The sequence below is a fragment of the Roseobacter sp. genome (assembly GCF_024639605.1).
GTDB lineage: Bacteria > Pseudomonadota > Alphaproteobacteria > Rhodobacterales > Rhodobacteraceae > Roseobacter.
The window spans coordinates 1-20,761 of record NZ_JAHEHZ010000059.1; the positions used below are offsets into that span (position 1 = coordinate 1).

Consider the following 20,761-nt stretch of genomic DNA (forward strand, 5'->3'; position numbering starts at 1 on the left):
GCGGTCCCGGCATCGCTGATGCAGCGCTGGTGTCCGATCTGATTTTCCCTGTCATTCGGCCTGATTGCCCACCCGGTGCGCGCAGCACTTTCTGCCAGGATTTCCTCTATTCCGATCCGCTTTTTGAAATGCTGATAGTGTTCTTTGTACCCGAAGACGCGCCTGTGGCGCTTGCCAGTGCAGAGGACCTGCGTGGCAAAAAGATCTGCAGGCCTGCAGGGCAACCGGTGCATGTTCTGGATGCCAGTGGCAAAAACTGGCTGGCCGGCGGGCTCGTCAGCATCACAGGGGCTGCAGATGCCGATGCCTGTTTTGCGCTGCTCGACGAGGGCGTCGTCGATACAGTGATGCTGAATGAATTCACCGGACGGGCAGCGCTCGCGGCCGCGGGGCGGGAGCGCCAGATTGTGGCGCTCAGCAAGTCTCCGGTGGCAATCGTGACCCTGCATGCGGCTGCCCCGCAGGCCTCCCCGCAAGCGCGGGACGTGATCACCGCCTTTAACGATGGGCTGCGCGATATCCGGGCGACCGGCACTTTTCAGGATATTCTCGACCGTCACATGTCTGAGATCTGGGCCGGATTGTGAAGGGGCGTGCCGCAATAGCCGGGCTGTTTCTCGCGTGCTCGGCGGCATCAGCATCGTCAAACGGCATTACGCTGGTCGCTTCACCCGATGATGCGCCATTCGCCGGCCCCGACTGGCCCGGGCGCGGCATGGCCACGGAAATCATCGAAGCGGCGCTCAGCAACGCGCCCGATCCGTTCGCGTTCGACATTGTCTGGGAGAGCGACCGTGCAGCGAGTGCGGCCCGGGTGGCACGCGCACAAACCGACATGGGATTTGCCTGGGCGCGTCCGGATTGCGACGGGCAGCAGCACGATAACGAGCGTTGCCGGACGTACCATTTCTCCGACCCTCTGGCCGAGGTTGTGGTGCTGCTTTTCACCCGTACGGACAGACAATTTGACTTTGATGAGGACGCGGATCTTCACGGTCGGGTACTGTGCCGGCCGGCCGGGCTGTTCACTCATGATCTTGAACGCCCGGACCGGCGCTGGCTGAGCCGCGATCTGATCACGCTGAAACAGCCGACCCGTGCGGCAGATTGCTTTGAGATGCTGATGGACGGCGCGGTGGATGCGGTAGCGCTGGATGAATTCCGCGGCGTAAATGAACTTTTCCGGGGGAATCTGACCGAGGCTGTTGTCCCCCTGCCGCGGCCGCTGTCAGAGCAGAGTCTGCACGCGGTAATCTCGCGGTCCCACTGGCGCGCCACAGCACATCTTTACCGCCTGAATGCCGGGCTTGCGAGGCTGCGCGAGTCCGGCAGATATGCCGGAATTATCGAGCGGCATCTGGGGCTTTACTGGGATCAGATCAAGCAGTGACCAACGGGTCGTGAGAGAAAGGTACGCGGTTTTGCGGCTGGCTCTCCGGTCTCCGCGCCGCTAAGAATGACCTGTCGCAGTTGACTATCCGTTAAACAGTATGAGGGTGCAGGGTCATGACAGAACCACTCGTTTTGCTGCCGGGAATGATGTGTGATGCGCGCCTTTTCGCGCCCCAGATCGCGGCGCTGTCGTCAGATACCGTCGTCATCTGTGCGCCGATCACCCGGGGCGACCGGATGGAGGAAATTGCCTCGGGCCTGCTTGACCAGTTGCCGCATCGTTTCGCGCTGGCAGGGCTCAGCATGGGCGGCATCGTGGCGATGGAACTTCTGCGCCGCGCGCCTGAGCGGGTCAGCCGGATCGCGCTGATGGACACCAACCCGCTGCCGGAAACACCTCAGATTGCCGCCGCCCGTGAACCGCAGATCGTCGCGGCGCGCTCCGGCAGAATGCTGGATGTCATGCGTGAAGAGATGAAGCCGAAATACCTCGCGCCGGGTCCGGGCCGCACCGGGGTACTGGATCTGGTAATGGACATGGCCGGCGCACTCGGGCCGGATGTGTTTGTGCGCCAGTCGCGCGCGCTGCAGAGGCGACGGGATCAGCAGAAAACACTGCGCCTGTGCAAGGTGCCGGCACTTGTGCTCTGCGGCGCACATGACACGCTTTGCCCGGTCAGGCGCCATGAATTTATGTCAGAACTGATCCCGGGCGCCACGCTGCGTGTGCTTGACAACTCCGGACACCTGCCACCGCTTGAAGAGCCCGAAAAGACCACCGCCGCCCTGCGCGAATGGCTCACACAGCCGCTGGTGCTGCGTTAAGCTGCCGAATTCCGGTTGGCGGGTTTGCGTGTTTTGACCTCTGGTTTCGGGCTGTTGGCATCGATGAAATCCAGTACCAGCGGGCGGATGTTTCGGCGCCAGCTTTTACCCGCGAAAATCCCGTAGTGCCCCGCACCTTCCTCAAGGTGGCTGGCCTTTTTGGAGTCGGGGAGGCCCGTGCAGAGTGCGAGAGCCGCAACACACTGTCCGGGTGCTGAAATATCGTCTTTTGTACCCTCGACCGTTTTCACAGCGACGGTCGTGATTTTTCCGATGTCGACCTTCTTGCCCGCCACCATAAATTCGTTTCGTGCGATCTCGCCGTTCTTAAAAATGCGCTCGACTGTGGAGAGATAAAACTCAGCAGTCATATCCATGACTGCAAGGTATTCGTCATAAAATTTGTTGTGCTTGTCGTGTTCCTGAGCGTCGTTCTGCGCCACGCGGGCGATCTGGTCGCGGAAAGCGCGGAAATGCGTCTCAAAATTCATTGAAATAAACGAATTCAGCTGCAGCAGACCGGGGTAAACCATGCGGCCCACACCGGGATACTTGAACCCGACACGCTGGATCATCAGTTCTTCAAGCTGGCCCATCGTGACCCGGTGGCCAAAATCGGTCACGTCTGTCGGGGTCGCGTCAGGATCAATCGGGCCGCCGATCAGCGTGAGACTGCGCGGCTGTGCATCGGGGTCTTCTTCGGCCAGATAAGCGGTTGCCGCCAGTGTGAGCGGGGCAGGCTGGCAGACCGCGATTACATGTGTGTCCGGGCCCATTTCACGCATGAAATCTACCAGATAAAGCGTGTAATCCTCGATATCAAACTTGCCCGCGCTGACCGGTATGTCGCGCGCATTGTGCCAGTCGGTGATATACAGATCCGCATCCGGCAGCATGCTGATCACGGTCGACCGCAGCAAAGTTGCGTAATGGCCGGACATCGGCGCGACCAGCAGCACCTTGCGCTTGGGTGTGGGCCGGCCCTGAACCACAAAATGCAACAAATCGCCGAAGTCCCGTTCAATTACGGCCTCGGTTGTGACAACATGGTCCTGCCCGTCAGCGCTGGGCACAGGGGGAATATTCCAGTCCGGTTTCACAATCATCCGCTGAAACGTACGTTCAGTGACCTCGCCCCAGGCGCGGGTCCAGGCGATTGCAGGGTTTGGAATGAGGGAGAAGGCAGGATATGATGCCATCGCGAGAGCCGATGCGCCAAGCCACTGGTTCGTGTTGCGAACCGTTTCCATTAAGTCGTAAGTGGCCATATAGCGCATGAGGGGTCTCCTTGATGATAATCCGGGCGCACCGGAACACGCAGTCGCTTCGCCCCCTGAAGCCAACGACCAAATGCTGCAGGTGCAACATACGAGGGAAAAGTAAATATGACAACAAGAACTGATCTTGATGAGACTCCCGGTATCGAAAATCTGGAGCGTATGACCCGAAACCTTAAGAAAGTTGAGGAACTCTCAGAGCGCCTGCACCGCGTGATGACGAACCGAAAGGGACATAATCCTTCACTGGACGCCCCGAATCAGGAACTTTTCGGAAAAGCCGCTCTGGCTTACTGGTCTGAAATGATCAACAACCCCGCAAAAGTGCTCGAACATCAGATGGATTACTGGTCCGGGACGATGAAGCATTTTGTCGAGGCGCAGCAGACACTGGCCAAAGGAAAACTCGAAGCTCCGCAGGACCCGGGCCCGCGCGACCGCAGGTTCGCAAACCCGCTATGGGATACGCACCCGTATTTCAATTTCGTAAAGCAGCAGTACCTGATCAACGCGAACGCTCTTTCCCAGGCTGTGAGCGATGTAACTGATATGGAGCCCGCTGAGAAAAACCGGCTGAAGTATTTCTCGCAGCAGATCATCGATATGATGTCGCCCACCAATTTTCTGGCAACCAACCCGGACGCGCTGGAAAAGGCGATCGAGACAGAAGGGCAGAGCCTCGTTCAGGGGCTCGAAAATCTGATCCGTGATCTGGAGGCCAACAACGGCGAGATGGTCGTCAGGCTTGCCGACGAACAGGCATTCGAGCTCGGACGTAATATTGCGACAAGCCCCGGCTCGGTTGTCTTCCGCAACCCGATGATGGAGATCATCCAGTACGCGCCGACCACCGAAAAGGTGTACAAAACCCCGCTGGTCATCTTTCCGCCCTGGATCAACAAATTCTACATCCTCGACCTCAAAGCACAGAACAGCCTCGTAAAGTGGCTGGCAGATCAGGGCTACACCGTCTTTATGGTGTCCTGGATCAACCCGGATGCGACCTACAGCGAGATCGGACTCGAGGATTACATAGAGCAGGGATACCTGACCGCGATCGGCGAGGTAAAAAAGATCACCGGCGAGAAGCAGGTCAACGTCGTCGGCTACTGCATCGCCGGGACAACCCTGTCGCTGACCCTGTCGCTGATGAAACAGCGCGGCGATAAATCGGTTAAATCGGCAACCTTCTTTACAGCCCTGACGGATTTCTCGGACCAGGGCGAGTTCGCGCCCTTTCTGACAGATGATTTCATCGACGGGATCGAGGAAGAGATCGACGACAAGGGCATCCTGCCTTCGGTGATCATGGCGCGGACTTTTTCGTTTCTGCGCTCGAATGATCTGATCTACTCGCCGGCGATCCGCAGTTATATGATGGGTGAAACGCCACCCGCCTTTGACCTGCTCTACTGGAACGGAGACGGGGCCAACCTGCCGGGCAAAATGGCCAAGCAGTATCTGCGCGGGCTCTGCCAGCGCGACGAGCTTGCTCAGGGCGGGTTTGATCTGTTGGGACACAAACTGGAGCTGTCGGACATTGACGTACCGGTCTGTTCCATTGCCTGTGAAACTGACCACATTGCTGCCTGGAAAGACTGCTATCGTGGCGTGCAGAAGATGGGCTCGAAAGACAAAACCTTTATCGTGACAGAATCCGGTCATATCGCAGGGATCGTCAATCCGCCCAGCAAAAAGAAATACGGCCATTACATCAACGCTGACTTGAGCCTTGATTACGCCGACTGGCTGAAGGCCGCGGACTTCACCGAAGGTTCATGGTGGCCGCGCTGGGAAAAGTGGCTGAAAAAGCGTTCCGGGACGATGATTCCGGCCCGGAAGCCGGGCGATTCGACCCATCCTGTGCTCTGCGAAGCGCCCGGTACATACGTGAAGATTAAAGCAACAGTCTGAACTAAAACAACTTTTTCCGGCCCGAATTTTTTGCTGCACTGCAGCAAAATTCACTTGCAATGCTGCACTGCGGCATCTATATAGTATGCAGACGCAGAGAAACGGGATGATCCCGAAGATGCGAGGAAAGGAAAAGACATGAGCAAGACACCTGACATGACCGCAGTATTCAAAGACGTAATGGGCGCATTCCCGGTTGACACAGCCGCGTTTGAAGATGCCTTCAAAACATCCGCAACTCTGAACGAGAAACTGTCCGGCGTTGCGCTGACAGCTGCTGAGAAATCCACCGAGATCTCCAGCAAATGGACCCAGGAAACACTGGCGAAGCTGGCCGACATGGCAAAAGCGAAAAAAGAGCCGGTTGATTATGCAAAAGCGATGACCGATTTCGCTTCCGCATACTCCGAGTCCGCGGCTGAGCACATGGCTGCTTTCGCTGAGATCGCGAAAAAAGCGCAGATGGACACAGTTGAGCTGATGATGGCTGCCGGCAAAGATATGAGCGAAGACGCAACTGCCGCTGTGAAAAAGGCGACAAACGACGCATCTGCCGCAGTGAAAAAAGCAACTGCGAAGTAAATCTGATACGGTTTTTGTGCCGCTTCCTCCCTGAAAAGGCACAAAATTCGAGGGCGGGCTGGTAACAGCCTGCCCTTTCTTTTTGTAAAACAGTCCCCTAAGCTGCAATGCAGCACTCACACCGGGGAGAAAGCCTGTGGCGGATCAAGAAAAACCATTGCTGATCAAGCGATACGCCAGCAGGCGGCTCTATAACACCGAAACCAGTGATTACGTGACGCTGGATGATATCGCAGGTTTCATCCGCGGCGGACGCGAGGTGCAGATCGTTGATCTTAAATCCGGAGACGATCTGACCCGCCAGTATCTTTTGCAGATCATCGCAGAGCACGAAAGCCGGGGCGAAAGTGTTCTGCCTGTTGACGTGCTCAACGATCTGGTGCGCAGTTATATGACGCCGGGTGCGAGCGTGGTGCCGCAGTTTCTTCAGGCCTCTTTTGAGATGCTCCGCGACGGTCAGAGCCAGATGATGGATAAAATGAACGCCATGAACCCGATGGCAAAGATGCCCGGGTTCGAACTGATGCAGGCGCAGCAGAAAGCCTTCATGAAAGCGATGACAGGTGGTCTCGCGCCGGGCAGCACAGGGTGGCCCGAACACGGGCAGTCGGGTGACAGCACTGAAGAAGAGACCGGTGGCGAAGACCTTGATGCCATCAAGAAACAGCTCTCGGAACTTCAGGATAAACTGTCCCGGCTGAAGTAACGCTGCGGTGTCAGGCGACCTTGCTTGCAGGATGGGGCGACGTAACTGATTTCATCGCGCTGATCAGAACACTGGTTACCGCATCCAGTTCGTCGCGGGTCAGCCGCACGGGCAGGCGGACGTCGCAGGCGCGCATCAGCATCGAACGGGTTTTTGGCAGTTCCGGCAGATCCGGCACGAATTTCCAGTTCCAGAAGGCGCGCGCGTTATCCGTGCTCTGGCCAAAGACCTGCACCTTGACGCCTGCAGTATCGGCCGCCGCCGCAAAATCGCGGATTTCCGCGTTACTGAGTTCCTGAATGTTGAACTGAATACTGTCAGGCGCGCGCTCTTCGCCGGGCAAGGGGTCCGGCACGTCGAAATATCGCGCGGCATTCAGTCTGGAGGCGACATAATCGTGGTTGCGCCGGCCGTCCGCGACCCGCTGAGGCAGAGCGTCAAGCTGAGGGCGGATCAGCGCGGCGGAAAGGTTGTTCAGGCGCAGATTGTAAAGCGGCAACTGGTTCTGCCAGCGGGCAAAAGCTTCGTGCAGCACAGGGTGTTTCTTCCAGTTATGTTCATAGGCGCCAGACATTATGATGGCTCGCGCCACAAGATCGGCGTCGTCAGTGATCAGGATGCCGCCTTCGCCCGCGTTGACCATCTTGTAAGACTGAAAAGAAAAGCACCCGACCCGGCCGATCGTGCCGATTTTCCGACCCCGCCAGACGGTTCCAAGTGAATGCGCAGCGTCCTCGATGACCGGAATGCCGGCGGCATCACACAGCGCCATGATCGCATCCATGTCGGAGGTATGTCCGCGCATGTGACTGACGATCACCGCACTTATATTGTCTTTCAGACGGGCTTCGAAATCAGCCAGATCAATGCGGTAGTTTTCGCCCACTTCGCAGAGCACAGGCACACATTCTGCGTGCACGACGGAGGAGGGGACCGCCGCAAAGGTAAACCCGGGGATCAGTACCCGCGCGCCAGGTGTCAGCCCCAGCGATTTCAGAGACAAAAACAGGGCTGCCGAGCAGGAGGATACCGCAAGCGCGTATCTGCGGCCCATCATCCGGGCAAATTCACTCTCCAGCAATGAGACCGGAGCGTCCTCTGCCGCGGTATAGCGGAAGAGATCTCCCGTCTGCAGCAGCCGGTCAATTTCAGACCGGGCGGCCTCAGGTATCGGTTCGGCTGTGTGCATGTCGGGCAGCATCATATTCATAATTTCCAAATTTAGGTTTTGAAAATGATAAATGATCAGACTTCAACCGACAAGTGAATCTTTTGTGACTGCCTCAGATACCCAGTCTGTCGCGCATCGCATACCAGGTCATCGCGAGGATCAGCAGCGGTGTTCGGAGCGCCCCGCCGCCCGGAAAGACGGGTGTGGGGATCCGGCTCATAGTGTCAAACCCGTCGCTTTGCCCGCGGATTGCTTCGGCCATGAGCATCCCCGCATGGGTTGCCGTGCCGACGCCATGGCCTGAATACCCCGACGCTGAAAGTATGTTGGGCGCGATCCTGGCCAGATACGGTAAGCGTTTCATGGTTATGCCCAGAGTGCCGCCCCAGGCATAGTCAATCTTCACGTCTTTCATATGGGGAAAGATGATGTGCATCGGTTTGCGCACTGTCGCTTCGATATCCTCCGGGAACCGGTACCCATAGCTTTCGCCGCCACCAAAGAGCAGGCGTTTGTCATGAGACAGGCGGAAATAGTTCACGACAAACCGGCTGTCTGCCACGGCAATATCCCGGGTCAGGACCCGCGCTGCGTCGTCGCCCAGAGGTTCGGTCGCCACAATGAAATTGTTGATCGGCATAACGCGGGACGTCACACCCGGTGCAATGCCCGACAGGTAACCGTTGCACCCCAGAACGACATGGCCCGCCGTCACGCGGCCTGTGCGGGTGGTGACCACCGCAGGATCACCTTTGCGGATGTCCGTCACCCGCGCGTTCTCAAAAATCCGGACGCCGGCCTCTTCCGCTGCCCGCGCCAGCCCCAGAGCAAAGGCCAGCGGATGCAGGTGGCCCGCACCCATATCAAGTGTGCCCCCTTTGTAATCCGGCGACGGGCAAATGGCGTGGCAGGCCTCTGCATCAAGTGGTGAGATCTGATCATATCCGTAGTGCTGTTGCAGATGCTCTGCATAGCTGTGCAGGTCAGCCACATCCGCCGCATCCGACGCAGTCCAGGCGATGCCGGGTTTCAGGTGACAGTCAATATTATGTTTCGCTACCAGATCGCGCACCAGTGCCTTTGCGTTTTCTCCCAGATCCCAGAGCGCGCGGGCCGGGCCGTCTCCGACCATCTTCTCCAGTTTTGTCTGATCTAACCGCTGCCCGCTGCCAAGTTGCCCGCCATTACGCCCGGATGCGCCAAAGCCCACCCTGTGCGCTTCGAGCAGCACGACCGACACGCCCGCCTGTGCGAGATGAAGGGCTGCGGAAAGTCCGGTATAGCCGCCGCCGATGACGCAGACATCCGCCGTGATATCGCCGTCTGGTGCGGGCCGGACGTCGGGTGCCTCTGCCGTCGCCGCATACCAGCTTGGCGGATACGTACCCTGAGTGTCATTTGCATACAGAAGATCCATGCCTCGGCCTTCTCTCGGTAAAAAAGGGGCAGGCTGCGCGGTCAGGCCGCGCAGCAGGTCACACGTTGAGCAGCAGGTGTTCGCGCTCCCAGGGGGAGATCACCTGCAGAAACTCTTCATATTCCGCGCGTTTCACGATGGCATACACCCGCGCAAATTCAGGACCAAGGACCGCGTGCAGCGCCTGCGCCTCCTCAAAAAAATCAAGCGCAGAACCCAGAACCTGCGGTATATCACCGTCGCCGTCATACGCATCGCCTTTGAATTCCGGCTTTGGCCTGCGCTGATCAATCAGGCCAAGATAGCCGCAGGCAAGGCTCGCCGCGATCCCGAGGTAAGGATTACAGTCCATGCCCGCAAGACGGTTTTCGACACGTCGGGCGGCAGGGGTCGCGAGCGGCACCCGGATACCGGTGGTGCGGTTATCGCGGGCCCACTCAAGATTGATCGGTGCCGCACTGTCTTTCACATAGCGCCGGTAGCTGTTCACATAGGGCGCAATCACCGCCATCGCATCAGGCATATGGTTCTGCAGCCCGGCGATGAAATGGTAAAATTCGTCGGTTTCTTCGTCATCCGGTCCGGAAAAGATGTTCGCTCCGGTCTTTGCATCGAGGATCGAATGGTGGATGTGCATGGCGGAGCCGGGTTCGTCCGCGATCGGTTTGGCCATAAAAGTCGCAAAGCAGTCGTGCCGGAGGGCTGCTTCACGGATGAGGCGCTTGAAATAGAAAACCTCGTCAGCAAGTTTCACCGGATTGCCGTGGCGCAGGTTGATCTCAAGCTGTCCGGCTCCGCCTTCCTGGGTGATCCCGTCGATCTCAAAACCCTGAGCTTCAGCAAAATCGTAAATATCGTCGATGACAGGGCCGAATTCGTCCACGGCGGTCATGGAATAGGCCTGGCGCGCCGCGGCCGGCCGGCCGGACCTGCCCATCATCGGTTTTATGTCGTGTCCGGGGTCTGTGTTGCGGGCAACGAGGAAAAACTCCATCTCCGGCGCCACCACCGGCTTCCAGCCTTTTTCTTGATAAAGCTGGCAGACGCGGCGCAGCACATTGCGCGGGCTGCAGGCCACAGCCTCGCCATTGCGGTCAAAGGCATCGTGGATCACCTGCAGCGTCCAGTCCCCGGTCCAGGGCGCCGCGGTTGCGGTGCTCATATCCGGGCGCAGAACCATATCGCGTTCTATGAAACCGTCCTCTCCGGCCGCTTCACCCCAGTCCCCGGTGATGGTCTGATAAAAGATACTGTCGGGCAGATGGAAATAATCCTGGCGTGCAAATTTTGTAGCCGGCACGGCCTTGCCCCGCGCGATGCCCGGCAGATCGGAAATGATACATTCCACCTCATCAAGCCTGCGCCCTTCAAGATAGGCCTGCGCCGCCTCAGGCAGCCCGTCGGTCCAGTCGCTCATCGCGTCCTCGCTTTCGTAAAAAAATCAGCCATCGTCCGGGCCACTTCCATCCGGTCGGTCGGCTGGTCCAGCTGTGCGGAAGCTGCCTCAAGCAGATCATCCGGCACAACGCCTTTGCCGCGGGTGCGGATCAGCCCGTCAATGAAATCAGCGTCATATTCGGGATGGGGCTGAATGGTCCAGAATGTGTCGCCGTAAAGCAGACCGGCATTTTCGCAGAAGGCGTTGCTGGCAAATACTTCGGCCATTTCGGGCCGTTCGGTGACCTGATCCTGGTGCCAGGCGTTGATCGTTACGGTTTTCCCGTCCATCTGATATCCGGTACGGCCGACCGACCAGCCGCCCGCAAACTTCTCTACCCTGCCGCCCATCGCCTGGGCGATGATCTGATGGCCGAAACACACGCCGATCATCGGCTTGCCGGCAGCCCATGCCGCGCGGACGAACTCCTCAAGCGGCGCGATCCAGTCGTGATCTTCGTATGCGCCATGCTTCGAGCCGGTGATCAGCCAGCCATCTGCGGCGTCAATGCCAGGCGGAAACTGCCCGTCAACGACGGCCCAGCCTTCGATCTCAAAGTCGTGACCCTCCAGCAGGCGCGCAAAATACTGATCATACGCGCCGTTTTCACGCATGTTATCGGGCGGATGCCCGGTGACGAGAACACCGATTTTCATATCACCTCCGCATCTTCACACAGTATCGAGATAGATAGTCACCTGCTCTGACGGGGTCAGTTCCTGCATGTAATGCAGTTCCTGGCGTTTGGTCAGAACAAAATTTCGAACCAGCTCCGGCGTAAAAATCCGCGCAATTTCAGAACAGCCCTCAAACGTGTCGATCGCGGTTTTCCAGTCCCCCGGGATCTGCGGAAGGTCGGCTGAATAGGCATTGCCGGTGATCGGAGCGGGCGGCTCAATACCATCCTCAATACCATTTATCGCTGCGCCCAGAACAGCGGCCAGCATCAGATAGGGGTTCACATCCCCGCCCGACACGCGGTGTTCGATGCGCCGTGCCGCAGGGGCGCCCGATGGAATGCGGATCGCCGCAGTGCGGTTTTCATAGGCCCAGGAAATGCCGGTCGGCGCATGACTGCCGGGAACCATCCGGTCAAAGCTGTTGGCGTGCGGCGCAAAGACCAGCGCCGAGCCCGGCATCGCCTTCATACAGCCCGCCACCGCATGGCGCAGCATATCGGTGCCCTCGGGGCCACCGTTGTCAAAGACATTGTTGCCGTCTTCATCGAGCACAGAAAAATGAACATGCAGCCCCGAGCCCGGATAATCCTCATAGGGTTTCGCCATGAAACTCGCAGCAAAGCCATGCCGTCGCGCCAGCCCTTTGACCAGCATCTTGAAAAGCCAGGCGTCGTCGGCCGCGCGCAACGCGTCATCGCAATGCATCAGGTTGATCTCGAACTGGCCCAACCCGGACTCCGAAATGGCCGTGTCAGCGGGAATGTCCATCTCCTCACAGGCGTCATAAAGGTCGGTGAAGAAGGTATCGAACTGATCCAGCGCCCGGATCGACAGGGTCTCGGCCGCCTTGCGCCGGCGCCCGGAGCGTGGACTGACCGGTATTTCAAGCGTGCGACCGGAATCGTCGATCAGGAAAAACTCAAGCTCAACCGCGCAGACCGGGGTCAGCCCGCGTGCCTTGAACCGGTTGAGCACCGCGCGCAGGGCATGCCGCGGATCGCCCTCATAGGGTTTGCCGTTCTCATGAAACATCCAGATCGGCAGAAGCGCCGTCGGCGCGTCAAGCCAGGGCATGGGCATAAAACCCCGCTCGGTGGGTTTCAGCACGCCGTCACGGTCGCCGGAATCAAAAACCAGCGGGCTGTCGTCGATGTCCTCTCCCCAGATGTCGAGGTTCAGCACCGACATCGGGAAACGGGTGCCGTTGCTTACAACGGTATCGGCGAAGCGGGCGGGAATGCGTTTGCCGCGAGCCTGTCCGTTCAGGTCAGAGGCGGCCACACGAATCGTGCGGACTTCAGGATGTTTGCGGAGCCAGTCTTTCATATCTCACCAGTGTTAAGGCAGCACGCTCAGCGTGGCCTGCGCTCTGAATGCCCGTTTCTGATGCAGACCGCCAGTGAAATTTGATCAAATTATCTGAGACCGCCCAGAATGCAGCTTCTGACGGCTATCGGACGGTCGTTTTCAGCGGATGAGATTGGGCCTCACGCGCAGTTTGCTGCGCGTATGCTGTGGCAGGTGGCGGTTGAGTCGCGCGTTGATCAGGCCGAACAGGCTGACGATCACAAGGGTCAGCAGAATGAAATACATCGCAAGAATTGGATAAGCGATAAAGGGGTTGAATGTCTTGTCGGCAAAATAGCTGGCGTAATAGAGCGCGTCGCCTCGTTGCTGCCAGGCCGGAAAGCCGGAAAAGAATACCAGCGCTGTTGACTGAAAAAGAAAGATCGCCTCGTTCGTATATGCAGGCCAGGCCAGCCGAAGCATGGTGGGCCAGATGACGCGTTTAAAACGCGGCCAGCCCGACATGCCATAGGCATCTGCCGCCTCTGTGTCACCTTTCGGGATCGACTGCAGCGCGCCATAGAATATTTCACCGGTATAGGCCGCAGTATTGCAAAAGAGTACAATCAGCGCGCCCAGCCAGGCGGCGGTAAAAGGGTCAAAGAAGGGGTAATTCGATTTGAGGCTGAGAAAGAGAAAATACCCGAAAAAGAACTGAATAAAGAGCGGCGAGCCGCGAAAGATGAAGATGAACCATTCAGACGGTTTACGGATCAGCCTGTTGGACGAGCCTTTGCCCACGGCCAGTGCGGTCGCGAAAAAGAAACCAAGCACAAGCGCGAAGAAACCGAAATAGATGTTCCAGATCATGCCGGAGCCGATAAGCGTGAACTGCTGGCACAGAGTAAAATCCTCGCGCGGGAGGAGGCGCTCGCCGATCCCGATCGATCTCAGGCCATAGTCCTGTATAGTCTGCCAGCAACTCACGCGGGGAAGGCCTTCTGCAGGGGGCCGTGCACCGCAGGGGCCGGATAACAGGGAGCAACCGTCATGCTGCGGCCTTTCGCTGGGCTTCGCCGCCGGAGGTGGCCTGGCCGTGGGTCAGCCGCTGCATCAGGCGCTCGAGGACCACTTCTGAAATCCGTGTGAAGACGAGGTAAAACACCAGCAGCGCGAGGAAATACCACATCCGCCAGTCGCCGTGCGGGTAGTCGGTAAAGCGCGAGGTTTTGGTGCCGCCCAGTTCGCGGGCCCAGTACACGATGTCCTCGATCCCAAGGAGGAACAGGAGCGGTGTCGCCTTGATCAGCACCATCCACAGATTGCTGAGACCTGGCAGCGCATAGACCCACATCTGCGGCACCAGCACGCGCCAGAATATCTGGCGCTGCGACATGCCATAGGCCCCGGCGGTCTCGAGTTGTGCATGGGGTACCGCCCGCATCGCCCCGAAAAGAACGTTGGCGGCGAAGGCCCCGAAAACAATGGAGAATGTCAGAACAGCCAGAGAAAACCCATAGGTTTCGTGCACCCACTGCGGCGCATCACCGAGCGGCATCTTGGCCGCCTGACAGACAACGAAATCATTGCCCTGCCGGATCGGCTCAGACCAGTCGCGGCAAAGGGCCTTGTGACGCAGATATTCGATGCCCTGGTCAAGTGCGATCACGAAAAAGAGGAAAAATGCAATGTCGGGCACGCCGCGGACAAGCGCGATGTAGCTTTTGCCGAACCACCTCAGCGGTGCCACCGAGGAGCGCGCAGCCGACGCGCCGGCAAACCCGAAACCCAGCGCAACCGGGGCGGTGACCGCCAAAAGCAGCAGCACGGTGAACACAGACGTATAGATCGACATGTGTTTGCCGGTCGTCAGATAGCAGGCCATCCATGGCAGGTCCGTCAGGACACTCGGGTCTGTGCAGAAGCTGAAAATTGCGGGCCTCGTGGCGGCTGAGCTGGGGAAAGAAACAAGAGAGGGGGCCGCGATATGCGGCCCCCCTCAGGGCGGATCAGAATGCGCCGCCGATTTCCCATTTGTCGAGCAGCGCGTTGAGCGTGCCGTCGTCCTTCATGGACTGAATGGCCGCATCGAACTTGTCGCGCAGCTCAGTGTCGCTTTCACGCAGGCCCATGCCGATGCCGCCACCGATCATTTCTTCCTGCTCAAGGAACATCAGGTCCGCGTCGTCAGCCTCGATCGGCGTGAGGAAGGCTTTGTCAGCCAGCACCGCGTCGGCCTCACCGTTTTTCACAGCGGCGATGGTTTCTTCGGGTGTCGCGAATTCGACAAGCGTCGCACCGGTGTCTGCAATGAACGCAGCCTGAATAGTATTGGTCTGCGCCGCGATCACGCCGTTGGCGAGATCAACATCAGCCGACAGAACCAGATAAGCTGAGGGATCGGGCAGAGTATAGTTCTGTGTGAAATCAATGACTTCTTCACGCTCATCGGTGATCGACATACCGGCGATGATGGTGTCGTAGTTGCCGGACACGAGGTTAGGGATGATGCTGTCCCACTCGTTTGTGACCCACTCACACGTCAGCTCAGCGCGCGCGCAGAGTTCATCGCCCAGCTCCCGCTCAAATCCATCCACTTCGCCGGCGTCATTGATGAAGTTATACGGAGGATAGGCGCCTTCGGTGCCCATGCGGATTGTTTTGCCGTGGCCGTCCGCAAAAGCGACGCCCGCCGTCAGCGCAAGAACCGCTGTGGTCAGAATAAGTTTTTTCATTGGTGATACTCCCGTTTGGTTTTTTTTGGGGGGGTGGTTACGCTGCCTGGGTTGCCGAAAGGAATCCCTGCAGGCGTTCTGAGGAAGGCGCGCCGAAAAGCTGTGCGGGCGCGCCCTGTTCTTCGATCAGACCCTGATGCAGAAAGACCACGTGGTCCGACACATCAGCGGCCAGTTTCATGTCATGCGTGACGATCAGCATGGTCCGGCCTTCGGTGGCCAGGTCTTTGATAACACGCACAACTTCCTGCTCCAGTTCCGGATCAAGGGCAGAGGTCGGTTCATCGAACAAGAGAGCCTCGGGTTCCATGCAAAGCGCGCGCGCAATGGCGGCGCGTTGTTGCTGGCCACCCGAAAGCTGCGCGGGATAGGCATCGCATTTGTCGCCGATGCCGACCTTTTCAAGATACCCGCGCGCGGCCTGTTCGACCTCGTCGCGGTCCCGTCTGAGCACCGTGACCGGCGCCTCCATCACGTTTTGCAGAATGGTCATATGCGCCCAGAGATTGAACTGCTGAAACACCATGCTGAGGTTTGTCCGGATCCGCAGCACCTGCGCTGCATCGGCGGGGCGGCGATTATGTCCGGTTCCTTTCCAGGTGACCGGTTCACCCTTGAAGATGACCTCGCCCTCCTGGCTGTCCTCAAGCAGATTACAGCAGCGCAGCAACGTCGATTTGCCTGAACCAGAAGATCCGATCAGCGAGATTACATGACCCCTTGGGGCAGTAATATCGACGCCCTTCAACACCTCAAGCCCGCCGTAGGCTTTGTGAAGCCCCTGAATTTCGATAACCGGTGCTGGAGTGGTCAAGGCAGGTGTCTCTGTTCTGTTTCGCTGGGGTATATGCAGTGAGTTTATCTACTTTTGCAACGCGTAATGCGGATTCAGTGCTTTTACGGAAGAATATGGTCGCCTGATGCTCTTCATAGTGGCGGAAAGGGTTCCGCAAGATAGACTTCCGGGGGGATAAAGACCACGTCGCGCAGCATCAGGCAGTCGCGGTCCGCAGCGGGAAGGCCAGCCACTGCGTTGCGCAGGCACGTCAGCATGCGGGCGGCATCCTGGCCGGGGCCGGTGATAAACGGCAATCCCGGGGTTGGTCGCGTGCCGGCCAGCACCCGCAGGTCCTCCGACACCGGATCATCGCGGCAGATCAGCGCCCAGGTGACAGCGTCAAGGGAGGCAAGGTCCGCCCCGGCGGCGGCAACCGCGCGGGCCGAACTGAGATGGCCGCCGGTCTCAAGAATGCTCTCTGCAAAGCTGAAATCAAAGTTGTTTTCGGCAAGATGTCCTTCAATCGCGGCCCACCCCGATTGTGACCTTACGTCGTTGCGTGCGAGTGTCGCGCCACGGAATTCCGCCAGCAATTGACGCGGATCGTCCTTACGCACGACAATGACCGACCGGTAATAGCCTGGCGGACACCCGGTGAGCCCGTAATCCGGCGCACCAACCAGTTTCACCCGGTCGTGCAGTTCCGAGCGGAACGGCAGCCCGCAGGTCTGCGACAGCACCAGGTCCGGGTCCTGCCAGGTCACGTGCGGATCAGTCGTGCGGTCGAGGTCCGGTGGGGCATCGGGCAACTGGTCGCGGATCAGCGCCCACAGCCTGTCATTGGCCTGCCGCGTGACAGGCGTGTCATACATCGGCAGACTGGCCGTCATTCCCCGTTGTCGACGGACTGGCGTACCAGCGCCGAATCGCGATCGCTGATGCCCAGGAAGTTACTGATCATACGCACAAGTGCGTCTTCTTCCTGCGCCCGGTCGCCGTCGGCCAGTACAACCTCCCAGAGCGCGGCCAGTACGGCGCGTCGCTCTTCATAGGGAACGGCATCTTTGATTGCGCGGGTAAAGCGAACCGTGTCGGGCGCTTCGGCCTCCAGTCCTTCCGCCTCGCTGCGCAGCGCTGCGGTGCCGCCAGGGCCCAGCCCGTAACGGTGCGAGACAATCGCATCGATGCGCGCCTTCTCTCGGTCTGTGTAATCATTGTCAGAACGTGCGACCCGCACGAGCAATGCAGTCAGCGCCAGACGGGCATCCTCGTCTGGCAACTCAGTATCATCAGGCTGCGTCAGCCTCTTCAGAAGTTCTCCGAACATGACGGAGATATAGGTGTTTTTTGTGCAATGGCCAATGTCAGTTTTCGCGCAAAGCAGCTTCCCTTGCGGCAGCTATATCTGCGTCGGTCAGGCCGAGGGCCGTCTCAATTGCCATCAGCTGAACCTCTTCGTCCTCGTCTCGCGCCCCGTCTGCAAGCGCCACGGACCACATGGCATCCGCCAGCGATTTACGATCCGCATAATCCACCTCGTCGCGCAGAATCTGAGCAAATTCCGGCGTGCCGGGAGCATGCCGTTCCAGGGCCTCGCAGGTGGCTCGCAGTTTTGCCGCCTCCAGGGGCTTCAGCCTGAACGTGGCACTGAGGATGCGGTCAATCTGGCCAACCTCCGAAGCCTTGTAATTACGGTCCGCCATCGCCACACGCACCAGCAATGCGCCCAGTGCCAGTTGCGCATCCGGTTGCGGCAGTGGCTCAGGGCTCTTTTTGCGACGGGGAAAGAGACGTTCAAACATGGCCGGGCTCCGTCGCCTGAATCACCCGGACTGCGATCATCGCCGCCGGCGAAGATCCGGGATTGCATGGTCTTCCCGCGCGCAGAATCCGGGGAGCGGCGAATACGAACGGGGCGAACAGCGGGACCATGCCTCATACTGCCAGGGGCGATGCCGGGGTCAATCCTTTTCGCGAGGATTTTGCAGCTTTGCAAAACATGCGCTGAGGCGCGCAGCTTCATCTGCCAGCCCCCAGGGCGGATTGATCACGAAAAGTCCTGACCCGACCATCCCGTGGCCTGGACGGGCGGGGGGGAAACTGACTTCATGGCAAAAGGCTTCGGGCCGGTTATTTTTCAGAGTGCGGACCATGCCGGCCTGAGCACCCGATGTCAGTACCGGATACCACAGAACAACGAGGCCGACATTCCATGCCCGTGTGATGCGTGAAATATGCCCGGGAATTTCCGCATAATCGCTTTTCTGCTCATAACTCGGGTCGATCATTATCATGCCCCGGCGCGGTGTCGGAGGCACCAGCGAATGAGCCAGCTCAAACCCGTCGCGGTGATAGCACCGGGCTTTTGTCGCTGATGTCGCGTATTCCAGTGCCGCAAATTCACCGGGGTGCAGTTCTGCGAGATGCAGCGTGTCGCCTGGCCGCAAAAGCTGCGTGGCTATGAGCGGGGATCCGGGATAGGCGCGGGGGCCGCTGATGTCGCGCTGTGCCCTGAGCACGAGGCTATAGGGGTGAGCGGGCGGAAAAAAATTCGCCACCCGGTCAATACCCTGAGCAGCCTCTCCGGTTTTTAAGGCTGCATGATCATCAAGATCATAAAGCCCGCGCCCGGCATGCGTTTCGATGTAGCAGAGCGGTTTATCCTTTGCCGTGAGGTACGCGAGGATCCAGGACAGCAGCCCGTGTTTATGCACATCTGCGAGGTTCCCGGCATGATACATATGTTGATAGCTCAGCATCTTCCCCGTTTAGCGCATGATCAGACAGGCGCAAGAGTATGCGGCATCAGACGTCCGGGAGTGCTTTGCTGTCGCCGTGCCCGGATTTCAGGCGGTCAGCTGATCAGACGCAGTGCCGCAGACCTGATCGCGGCCAGATCACCTGGCGCAGAGGTGCCGCGCGACAAAACCCTCAGGCCAATGACAAGTGACAGCAGAGAGGTGGCCGTTTCTTCGGGGTCGATTGATTTGGAGATACTGCCCCGGGCCTGACCTTTGCGGATCATATCGTCGAAAAACGCTTCGACAGCACCCAGCGACTCCCGCACGATCTCTTTTATGTTGTCGGGCTGATGCGGCAGTTCAAGCGCAGTATTTACCAGCAGACACCCACGGTAATCCGCACCCGACGAGGCTTCAGCAATCAGATGATCGAAAAGACCGGAGATCGCCGCAACAGGGTCACCCTTCTGCGCAAGATCGTTGAGCTGTGCTGCTCTGATTGTCAGATCATACCGCCGGAGCGCCCGGGAGAACAACTCACGTTTAGATCCGAAAGCATTGTAAAGGCTGCCCTTATTTATGCCCATGCCATCGATAAGGTCAGACATTGATGTGCCTTCATACCCCTTGTCGATGAATATCGCGATGGCCTTGTCGGTCACGTCATCAATGTCGAATGACTTCTCCCAGGGCATGTCAGAATTCTCCTTCGCGTCTTGATATAGAATTGCAGACTGATCATTCAACACGATTGCGTGAGTGATTTGACTGATCGGTACAGAAACTTCGTCTGATGTGAACCGAACGTCGCGAACCCGGAAGGAAGCGGAGCACTGACAGATTTTCAATTATATACGACAGAGCCTGCGCCCGCCGCCGCGCGCCCGGTTCTGACAGGCGTTAAGCAGGTATTTGGATTTGTGCCCAATCTGCTGGCCATGAAGGTTGAGGTGCCTGCGCTGGCGGAAGGCTATGCGACACTGTCACGGATTTTTGACATAGCTGACCTGAGTGAGACAGAGCGCCAGATCTTTCTCATGACCAATAACCGGCTGAACGGGTGTTTCTGTTGTATGGCGGCCCACACCACGAATTCCGGAATGAAAGGTGTACCGGAAGATGTCATGCGGAACCTGCGTGCGGGAACCAAACTCAGCGACCCGAAGCTTGATGAATTGCGCCGGTTCGCTGTGGTATTTAACGAGAGACGCGGGTGGCCCTCTGACGAGCAGGTTGAGGCGTTTCTCAACGCCGGATACAGCCGCCGGACCATGCTCGAGGTGATCCTCGGACCATCGTTAAAGGTGACGTCTAACTACACCAACCACATTGCGGCAACGCCACCGGATGATGAATTCAGCACTGACCGCCGGGAAGAGCCCGTTCATGCAGATGCCAGCTGAAAAACAGCAGGTGTTATGTCAGACCCGGCGCGCCGGTGATGGAGTGGCGGCAACTCGAAAGCGCACATATTGTCTTTTCCGAATGTTTATGACCGCATTATACCGGATCAGCATCGTTCAGTTGACATTATAAGACAACGTCTCGATTTACCCCGGTTGCAGGCTTTCACACAGGATTGTTGCGGGTATCATGTGTAGCCGGACCCGCAGTAAGCGGGTCTTGCGTGGCCCGGTGTTACACGTGCACGCAAGGCCATAGCCCAGAAACCAGGACAAAGGTGCATTCGCGCGCGTTAAACGAGGCGGGAGATTTCCTTCGCCGCGCGAATGAAATCGCGAAAAAGCGGATGCGGATCGAAGGGTTTTGATTTCAACTCCGGATGGAACTGCACCCCGATAAACCAGGGATGATCCG

At 58.4% G+C, this 20,761-nt stretch carries 23 protein-coding genes; 7 read left to right on the forward strand and 16 right to left on the reverse strand.

Annotated features, from left to right (window positions below):
* The 3 genes from Q0M35_RS09565 to Q0M35_RS09575 form a co-directional block, all read left to right on the forward strand.
* Positions 1-587 (forward strand): transporter substrate-binding domain-containing protein (locus Q0M35_RS09565; protein WP_295314573.1); only part of this gene is annotated, 587 nt, incomplete at its 5' end.
* On the forward strand, positions 584-1,390 hold the full coding sequence (locus Q0M35_RS09570) for a transporter substrate-binding domain-containing protein (protein WP_295314575.1): 807 nt from the start codon (positions 584-586) through the stop codon (positions 1,388-1,390). The genes Q0M35_RS09565 and Q0M35_RS09570, both read left to right, overlap by 4 nt.
* A gap of 116 nt (positions 1,391-1,506) precedes the next feature.
* The gene (locus Q0M35_RS09575) at positions 1,507-2,217 is read left to right on the forward strand and encodes an alpha/beta fold hydrolase (RefSeq protein ID WP_295314576.1); all 711 of its coding nucleotides are present in this window, start codon (positions 1,507-1,509) and stop codon (positions 2,215-2,217) included.
* Here Q0M35_RS09575 and phaZ read toward each other — a convergent pair.
* A complete protein-coding gene (gene phaZ / locus Q0M35_RS09580) occupies positions 2,214-3,494 on the reverse strand; it encodes a polyhydroxyalkanoate depolymerase (RefSeq protein ID WP_295314578.1) in 1,281 nt (426 codons plus the stop codon). The genes Q0M35_RS09575 and phaZ overlap by 4 nt on opposite strands.
* Before the next feature lie 108 nt (positions 3,495-3,602).
* On the opposite strand from phaZ, the gene phaC reads away from it, so the two are divergent.
* From phaC to phaR, 3 genes are all read left to right on the forward strand, one after another.
* The gene (gene phaC, locus Q0M35_RS09585) at positions 3,603-5,408 is read left to right on the forward strand and encodes a class I poly(R)-hydroxyalkanoic acid synthase (protein WP_295314580.1); all 1,806 of its coding nucleotides are present in this window, start codon (positions 3,603-3,605) and stop codon (positions 5,406-5,408) included.
* A gap of 138 nt (positions 5,409-5,546) precedes the next feature.
* Positions 5,547-5,990: a phasin family protein gene (locus tag Q0M35_RS09590; RefSeq protein WP_169641297.1), complete on the forward strand. Its 444-nt coding sequence runs from the start codon at positions 5,547-5,549 to the stop codon at positions 5,988-5,990.
* 136 nt (positions 5,991-6,126) lie between these two features.
* Positions 6,127-6,696, forward strand: coding sequence for a polyhydroxyalkanoate synthesis repressor PhaR (gene phaR, locus Q0M35_RS09595; RefSeq protein ID WP_295314583.1), 570 nt, complete (start codon positions 6,127-6,129; stop codon positions 6,694-6,696).
* A gap of 10 nt (positions 6,697-6,706) precedes the next feature.
* On the opposite strand, the gene Q0M35_RS09600 is transcribed toward phaR, so the two are convergent.
* The 14 genes from Q0M35_RS09600 to Q0M35_RS09665 form a co-directional block, all read right to left on the reverse strand.
* Positions 6,707-7,900 carry an aminotransferase class I/II-fold pyridoxal phosphate-dependent enzyme gene (locus Q0M35_RS09600; RefSeq protein WP_295314585.1) on the reverse strand — a complete coding sequence of 398 codons (1,194 nt, stop codon included), beginning with the start codon at positions 7,898-7,900 and terminating at the stop codon, positions 6,707-6,709.
* Between the two features lie 79 nt (positions 7,901-7,979).
* Positions 7,980-9,284 (reverse strand): FAD-binding oxidoreductase, encoded by a 1,305-nt coding sequence (locus Q0M35_RS09605; protein WP_295314587.1) that lies wholly within the window; start codon positions 9,282-9,284, stop codon positions 7,980-7,982.
* Between the two features lie 58 nt (positions 9,285-9,342).
* Positions 9,343-10,701: a glutamine synthetase family protein gene (locus Q0M35_RS09610; protein ID WP_295314589.1), complete on the reverse strand. Its 1,359-nt coding sequence runs from the start codon at positions 10,699-10,701 to the stop codon at positions 9,343-9,345.
* A complete protein-coding gene (locus Q0M35_RS09615) occupies positions 10,698-11,378 on the reverse strand; it encodes a type 1 glutamine amidotransferase (RefSeq protein ID WP_295314591.1) in 681 nt (226 codons plus the stop codon). The genes Q0M35_RS09610 and Q0M35_RS09615 overlap by 4 nt, the downstream gene beginning before the upstream one ends.
* 15 nt (positions 11,379-11,393) lie before the next feature.
* On the reverse strand, positions 11,394-12,728 hold the full coding sequence (locus Q0M35_RS09620; protein ID WP_295314592.1) for a glutamine synthetase family protein: 1,335 nt from the start codon (positions 12,726-12,728) through the stop codon (positions 11,394-11,396).
* A gap of 141 nt (positions 12,729-12,869) precedes the next feature.
* Complete coding sequence (locus Q0M35_RS09625) at positions 12,870-13,676, reverse strand: ABC transporter permease subunit (protein ID WP_295314594.1); 807 nt, start codon at positions 13,674-13,676, stop codon at positions 12,870-12,872.
* 61 nt (positions 13,677-13,737) lie between these two features.
* A complete protein-coding gene (locus Q0M35_RS09630) occupies positions 13,738-14,622 on the reverse strand; it encodes an ABC transporter permease subunit (protein ID WP_295314613.1) in 885 nt (294 codons plus the stop codon).
* A 76-nt stretch (positions 14,623-14,698) separates the two neighbouring features.
* Positions 14,699-15,424: a transporter substrate-binding domain-containing protein gene (locus Q0M35_RS09635; protein ID WP_295314596.1), complete on the reverse strand. Its 726-nt coding sequence runs from the start codon at positions 15,422-15,424 to the stop codon at positions 14,699-14,701.
* Between the two features lie 37 nt (positions 15,425-15,461).
* Complete coding sequence (locus Q0M35_RS09640) at positions 15,462-16,238, reverse strand: amino acid ABC transporter ATP-binding protein (RefSeq protein ID WP_295314598.1); 777 nt, start codon at positions 16,236-16,238, stop codon at positions 15,462-15,464.
* A 113-nt stretch (positions 16,239-16,351) separates the two neighbouring features.
* Positions 16,352-17,092, reverse strand: a complete 741-nt coding sequence (locus tag Q0M35_RS09645) for a PhnD/SsuA/transferrin family substrate-binding protein (RefSeq protein ID WP_295314600.1) — start codon at positions 17,090-17,092, stop codon at positions 16,352-16,354.
* Positions 17,089-17,529 (reverse strand): TerB family tellurite resistance protein, encoded by a 441-nt coding sequence (locus tag Q0M35_RS09650; protein WP_295314602.1) that lies wholly within the window; start codon positions 17,527-17,529, stop codon positions 17,089-17,091. Before Q0M35_RS09650 ends, Q0M35_RS09645 begins: the two co-directional genes overlap by 4 nt.
* Positions 17,530-17,566: 37 nt before the next feature.
* Entirely contained in the window at positions 17,567-18,004 is a 438-nt protein-coding gene (locus Q0M35_RS09655) for a TerB family tellurite resistance protein (protein ID WP_295314604.1), read from the reverse strand.
* Between the two features lie 159 nt (positions 18,005-18,163).
* The gene (gene rlmJ / locus Q0M35_RS09660; protein ID WP_295314606.1) at positions 18,164-18,961 is read right to left on the reverse strand and encodes a 23S rRNA (adenine(2030)-N(6))-methyltransferase RlmJ; all 798 of its coding nucleotides are present in this window, start codon (positions 18,959-18,961) and stop codon (positions 18,164-18,166) included.
* A gap of 95 nt (positions 18,962-19,056) precedes the next feature.
* Complete coding sequence (locus tag Q0M35_RS09665) at positions 19,057-19,638, reverse strand: TetR/AcrR family transcriptional regulator (protein ID WP_295314609.1); 582 nt, start codon at positions 19,636-19,638, stop codon at positions 19,057-19,059.
* Between the two features lie 225 nt (positions 19,639-19,863).
* On the opposite strand from Q0M35_RS09665, the gene Q0M35_RS09670 reads away from it, so the two are divergent.
* Positions 19,864-20,346, forward strand: a complete 483-nt coding sequence (locus tag Q0M35_RS09670) for a carboxymuconolactone decarboxylase family protein (RefSeq protein WP_295314611.1) — start codon at positions 19,864-19,866, stop codon at positions 20,344-20,346.
* 293 nt (positions 20,347-20,639) lie between these two features.
* Here Q0M35_RS09670 and Q0M35_RS09675 read toward each other — a convergent pair.
* The coding region (locus Q0M35_RS09675; RefSeq protein WP_295314615.1) for a hypothetical protein at positions 20,640-20,761 on the reverse strand (122 nt) is incomplete at its 5' end.

What these genes read in the sequence shown, in the direction of transcription:
- Q0M35_RS09575 (WP_295314576.1), top strand. Translation starts at nt 1,507, where the DNA reads ATGACAGAACCACTCGTTTTGCTGCCGGGAATGATGTGTGATGCGCGC.
- phaZ (WP_295314578.1), bottom strand. Translation starts at nt 3,494, where the DNA reads ATGCGCTATATGGCCACTTACGACTTAATGGAAACGGTTCGCAACACG.
- phaC (WP_295314580.1), top strand. Translation starts at nt 3,603, where the DNA reads ATGACAACAAGAACTGATCTTGATGAGACTCCCGGTATCGAAAATCTG.
- Q0M35_RS09590 (WP_169641297.1), top strand. Translation starts at nt 5,547, where the DNA reads ATGAGCAAGACACCTGACATGACCGCAGTATTCAAAGACGTAATGGGC.
- Q0M35_RS09600 (WP_295314585.1), bottom strand. Translation starts at nt 7,900, where the DNA reads ATGATGCTGCCCGACATGCACACAGCCGAACCGATACCTGAGGCCGCC.
- Q0M35_RS09605 (WP_295314587.1), bottom strand. Translation starts at nt 9,284, where the DNA reads ATGGATCTTCTGTATGCAAATGACACTCAGGGTACGTATCCGCCAAGC.
- Q0M35_RS09610 (WP_295314589.1), bottom strand. Translation starts at nt 10,701, where the DNA reads ATGAGCGACTGGACCGACGGGCTGCCTGAGGCGGCGCAGGCCTATCTT.
- Q0M35_RS09615 (WP_295314591.1), bottom strand. Translation starts at nt 11,378, where the DNA reads ATGAAAATCGGTGTTCTCGTCACCGGGCATCCGCCCGATAACATGCGT.
- Q0M35_RS09620 (WP_295314592.1), bottom strand. Translation starts at nt 12,728, where the DNA reads ATGAAAGACTGGCTCCGCAAACATCCTGAAGTCCGCACGATTCGTGTG.
- Q0M35_RS09635 (WP_295314596.1), bottom strand. Translation starts at nt 15,424, where the DNA reads ATGAAAAAACTTATTCTGACCACAGCGGTTCTTGCGCTGACGGCGGGC.
- Q0M35_RS09645 (WP_295314600.1), bottom strand. Translation starts at nt 17,092, where the DNA reads ATGACGGCCAGTCTGCCGATGTATGACACGCCTGTCACGCGGCAGGCC.
- Q0M35_RS09650 (WP_295314602.1), bottom strand. Translation starts at nt 17,529, where the DNA reads ATGTTCGGAGAACTTCTGAAGAGGCTGACGCAGCCTGATGATACTGAG.
- Q0M35_RS09655 (WP_295314604.1), bottom strand. Translation starts at nt 18,004, where the DNA reads ATGTTTGAACGTCTCTTTCCCCGTCGCAAAAAGAGCCCTGAGCCACTG.
- rlmJ (WP_295314606.1), bottom strand. Translation starts at nt 18,961, where the DNA reads ATGCTGAGCTATCAACATATGTATCATGCCGGGAACCTCGCAGATGTG.
- Q0M35_RS09665 (WP_295314609.1), bottom strand. Translation starts at nt 19,638, where the DNA reads ATGCCCTGGGAGAAGTCATTCGACATTGATGACGTGACCGACAAGGCC.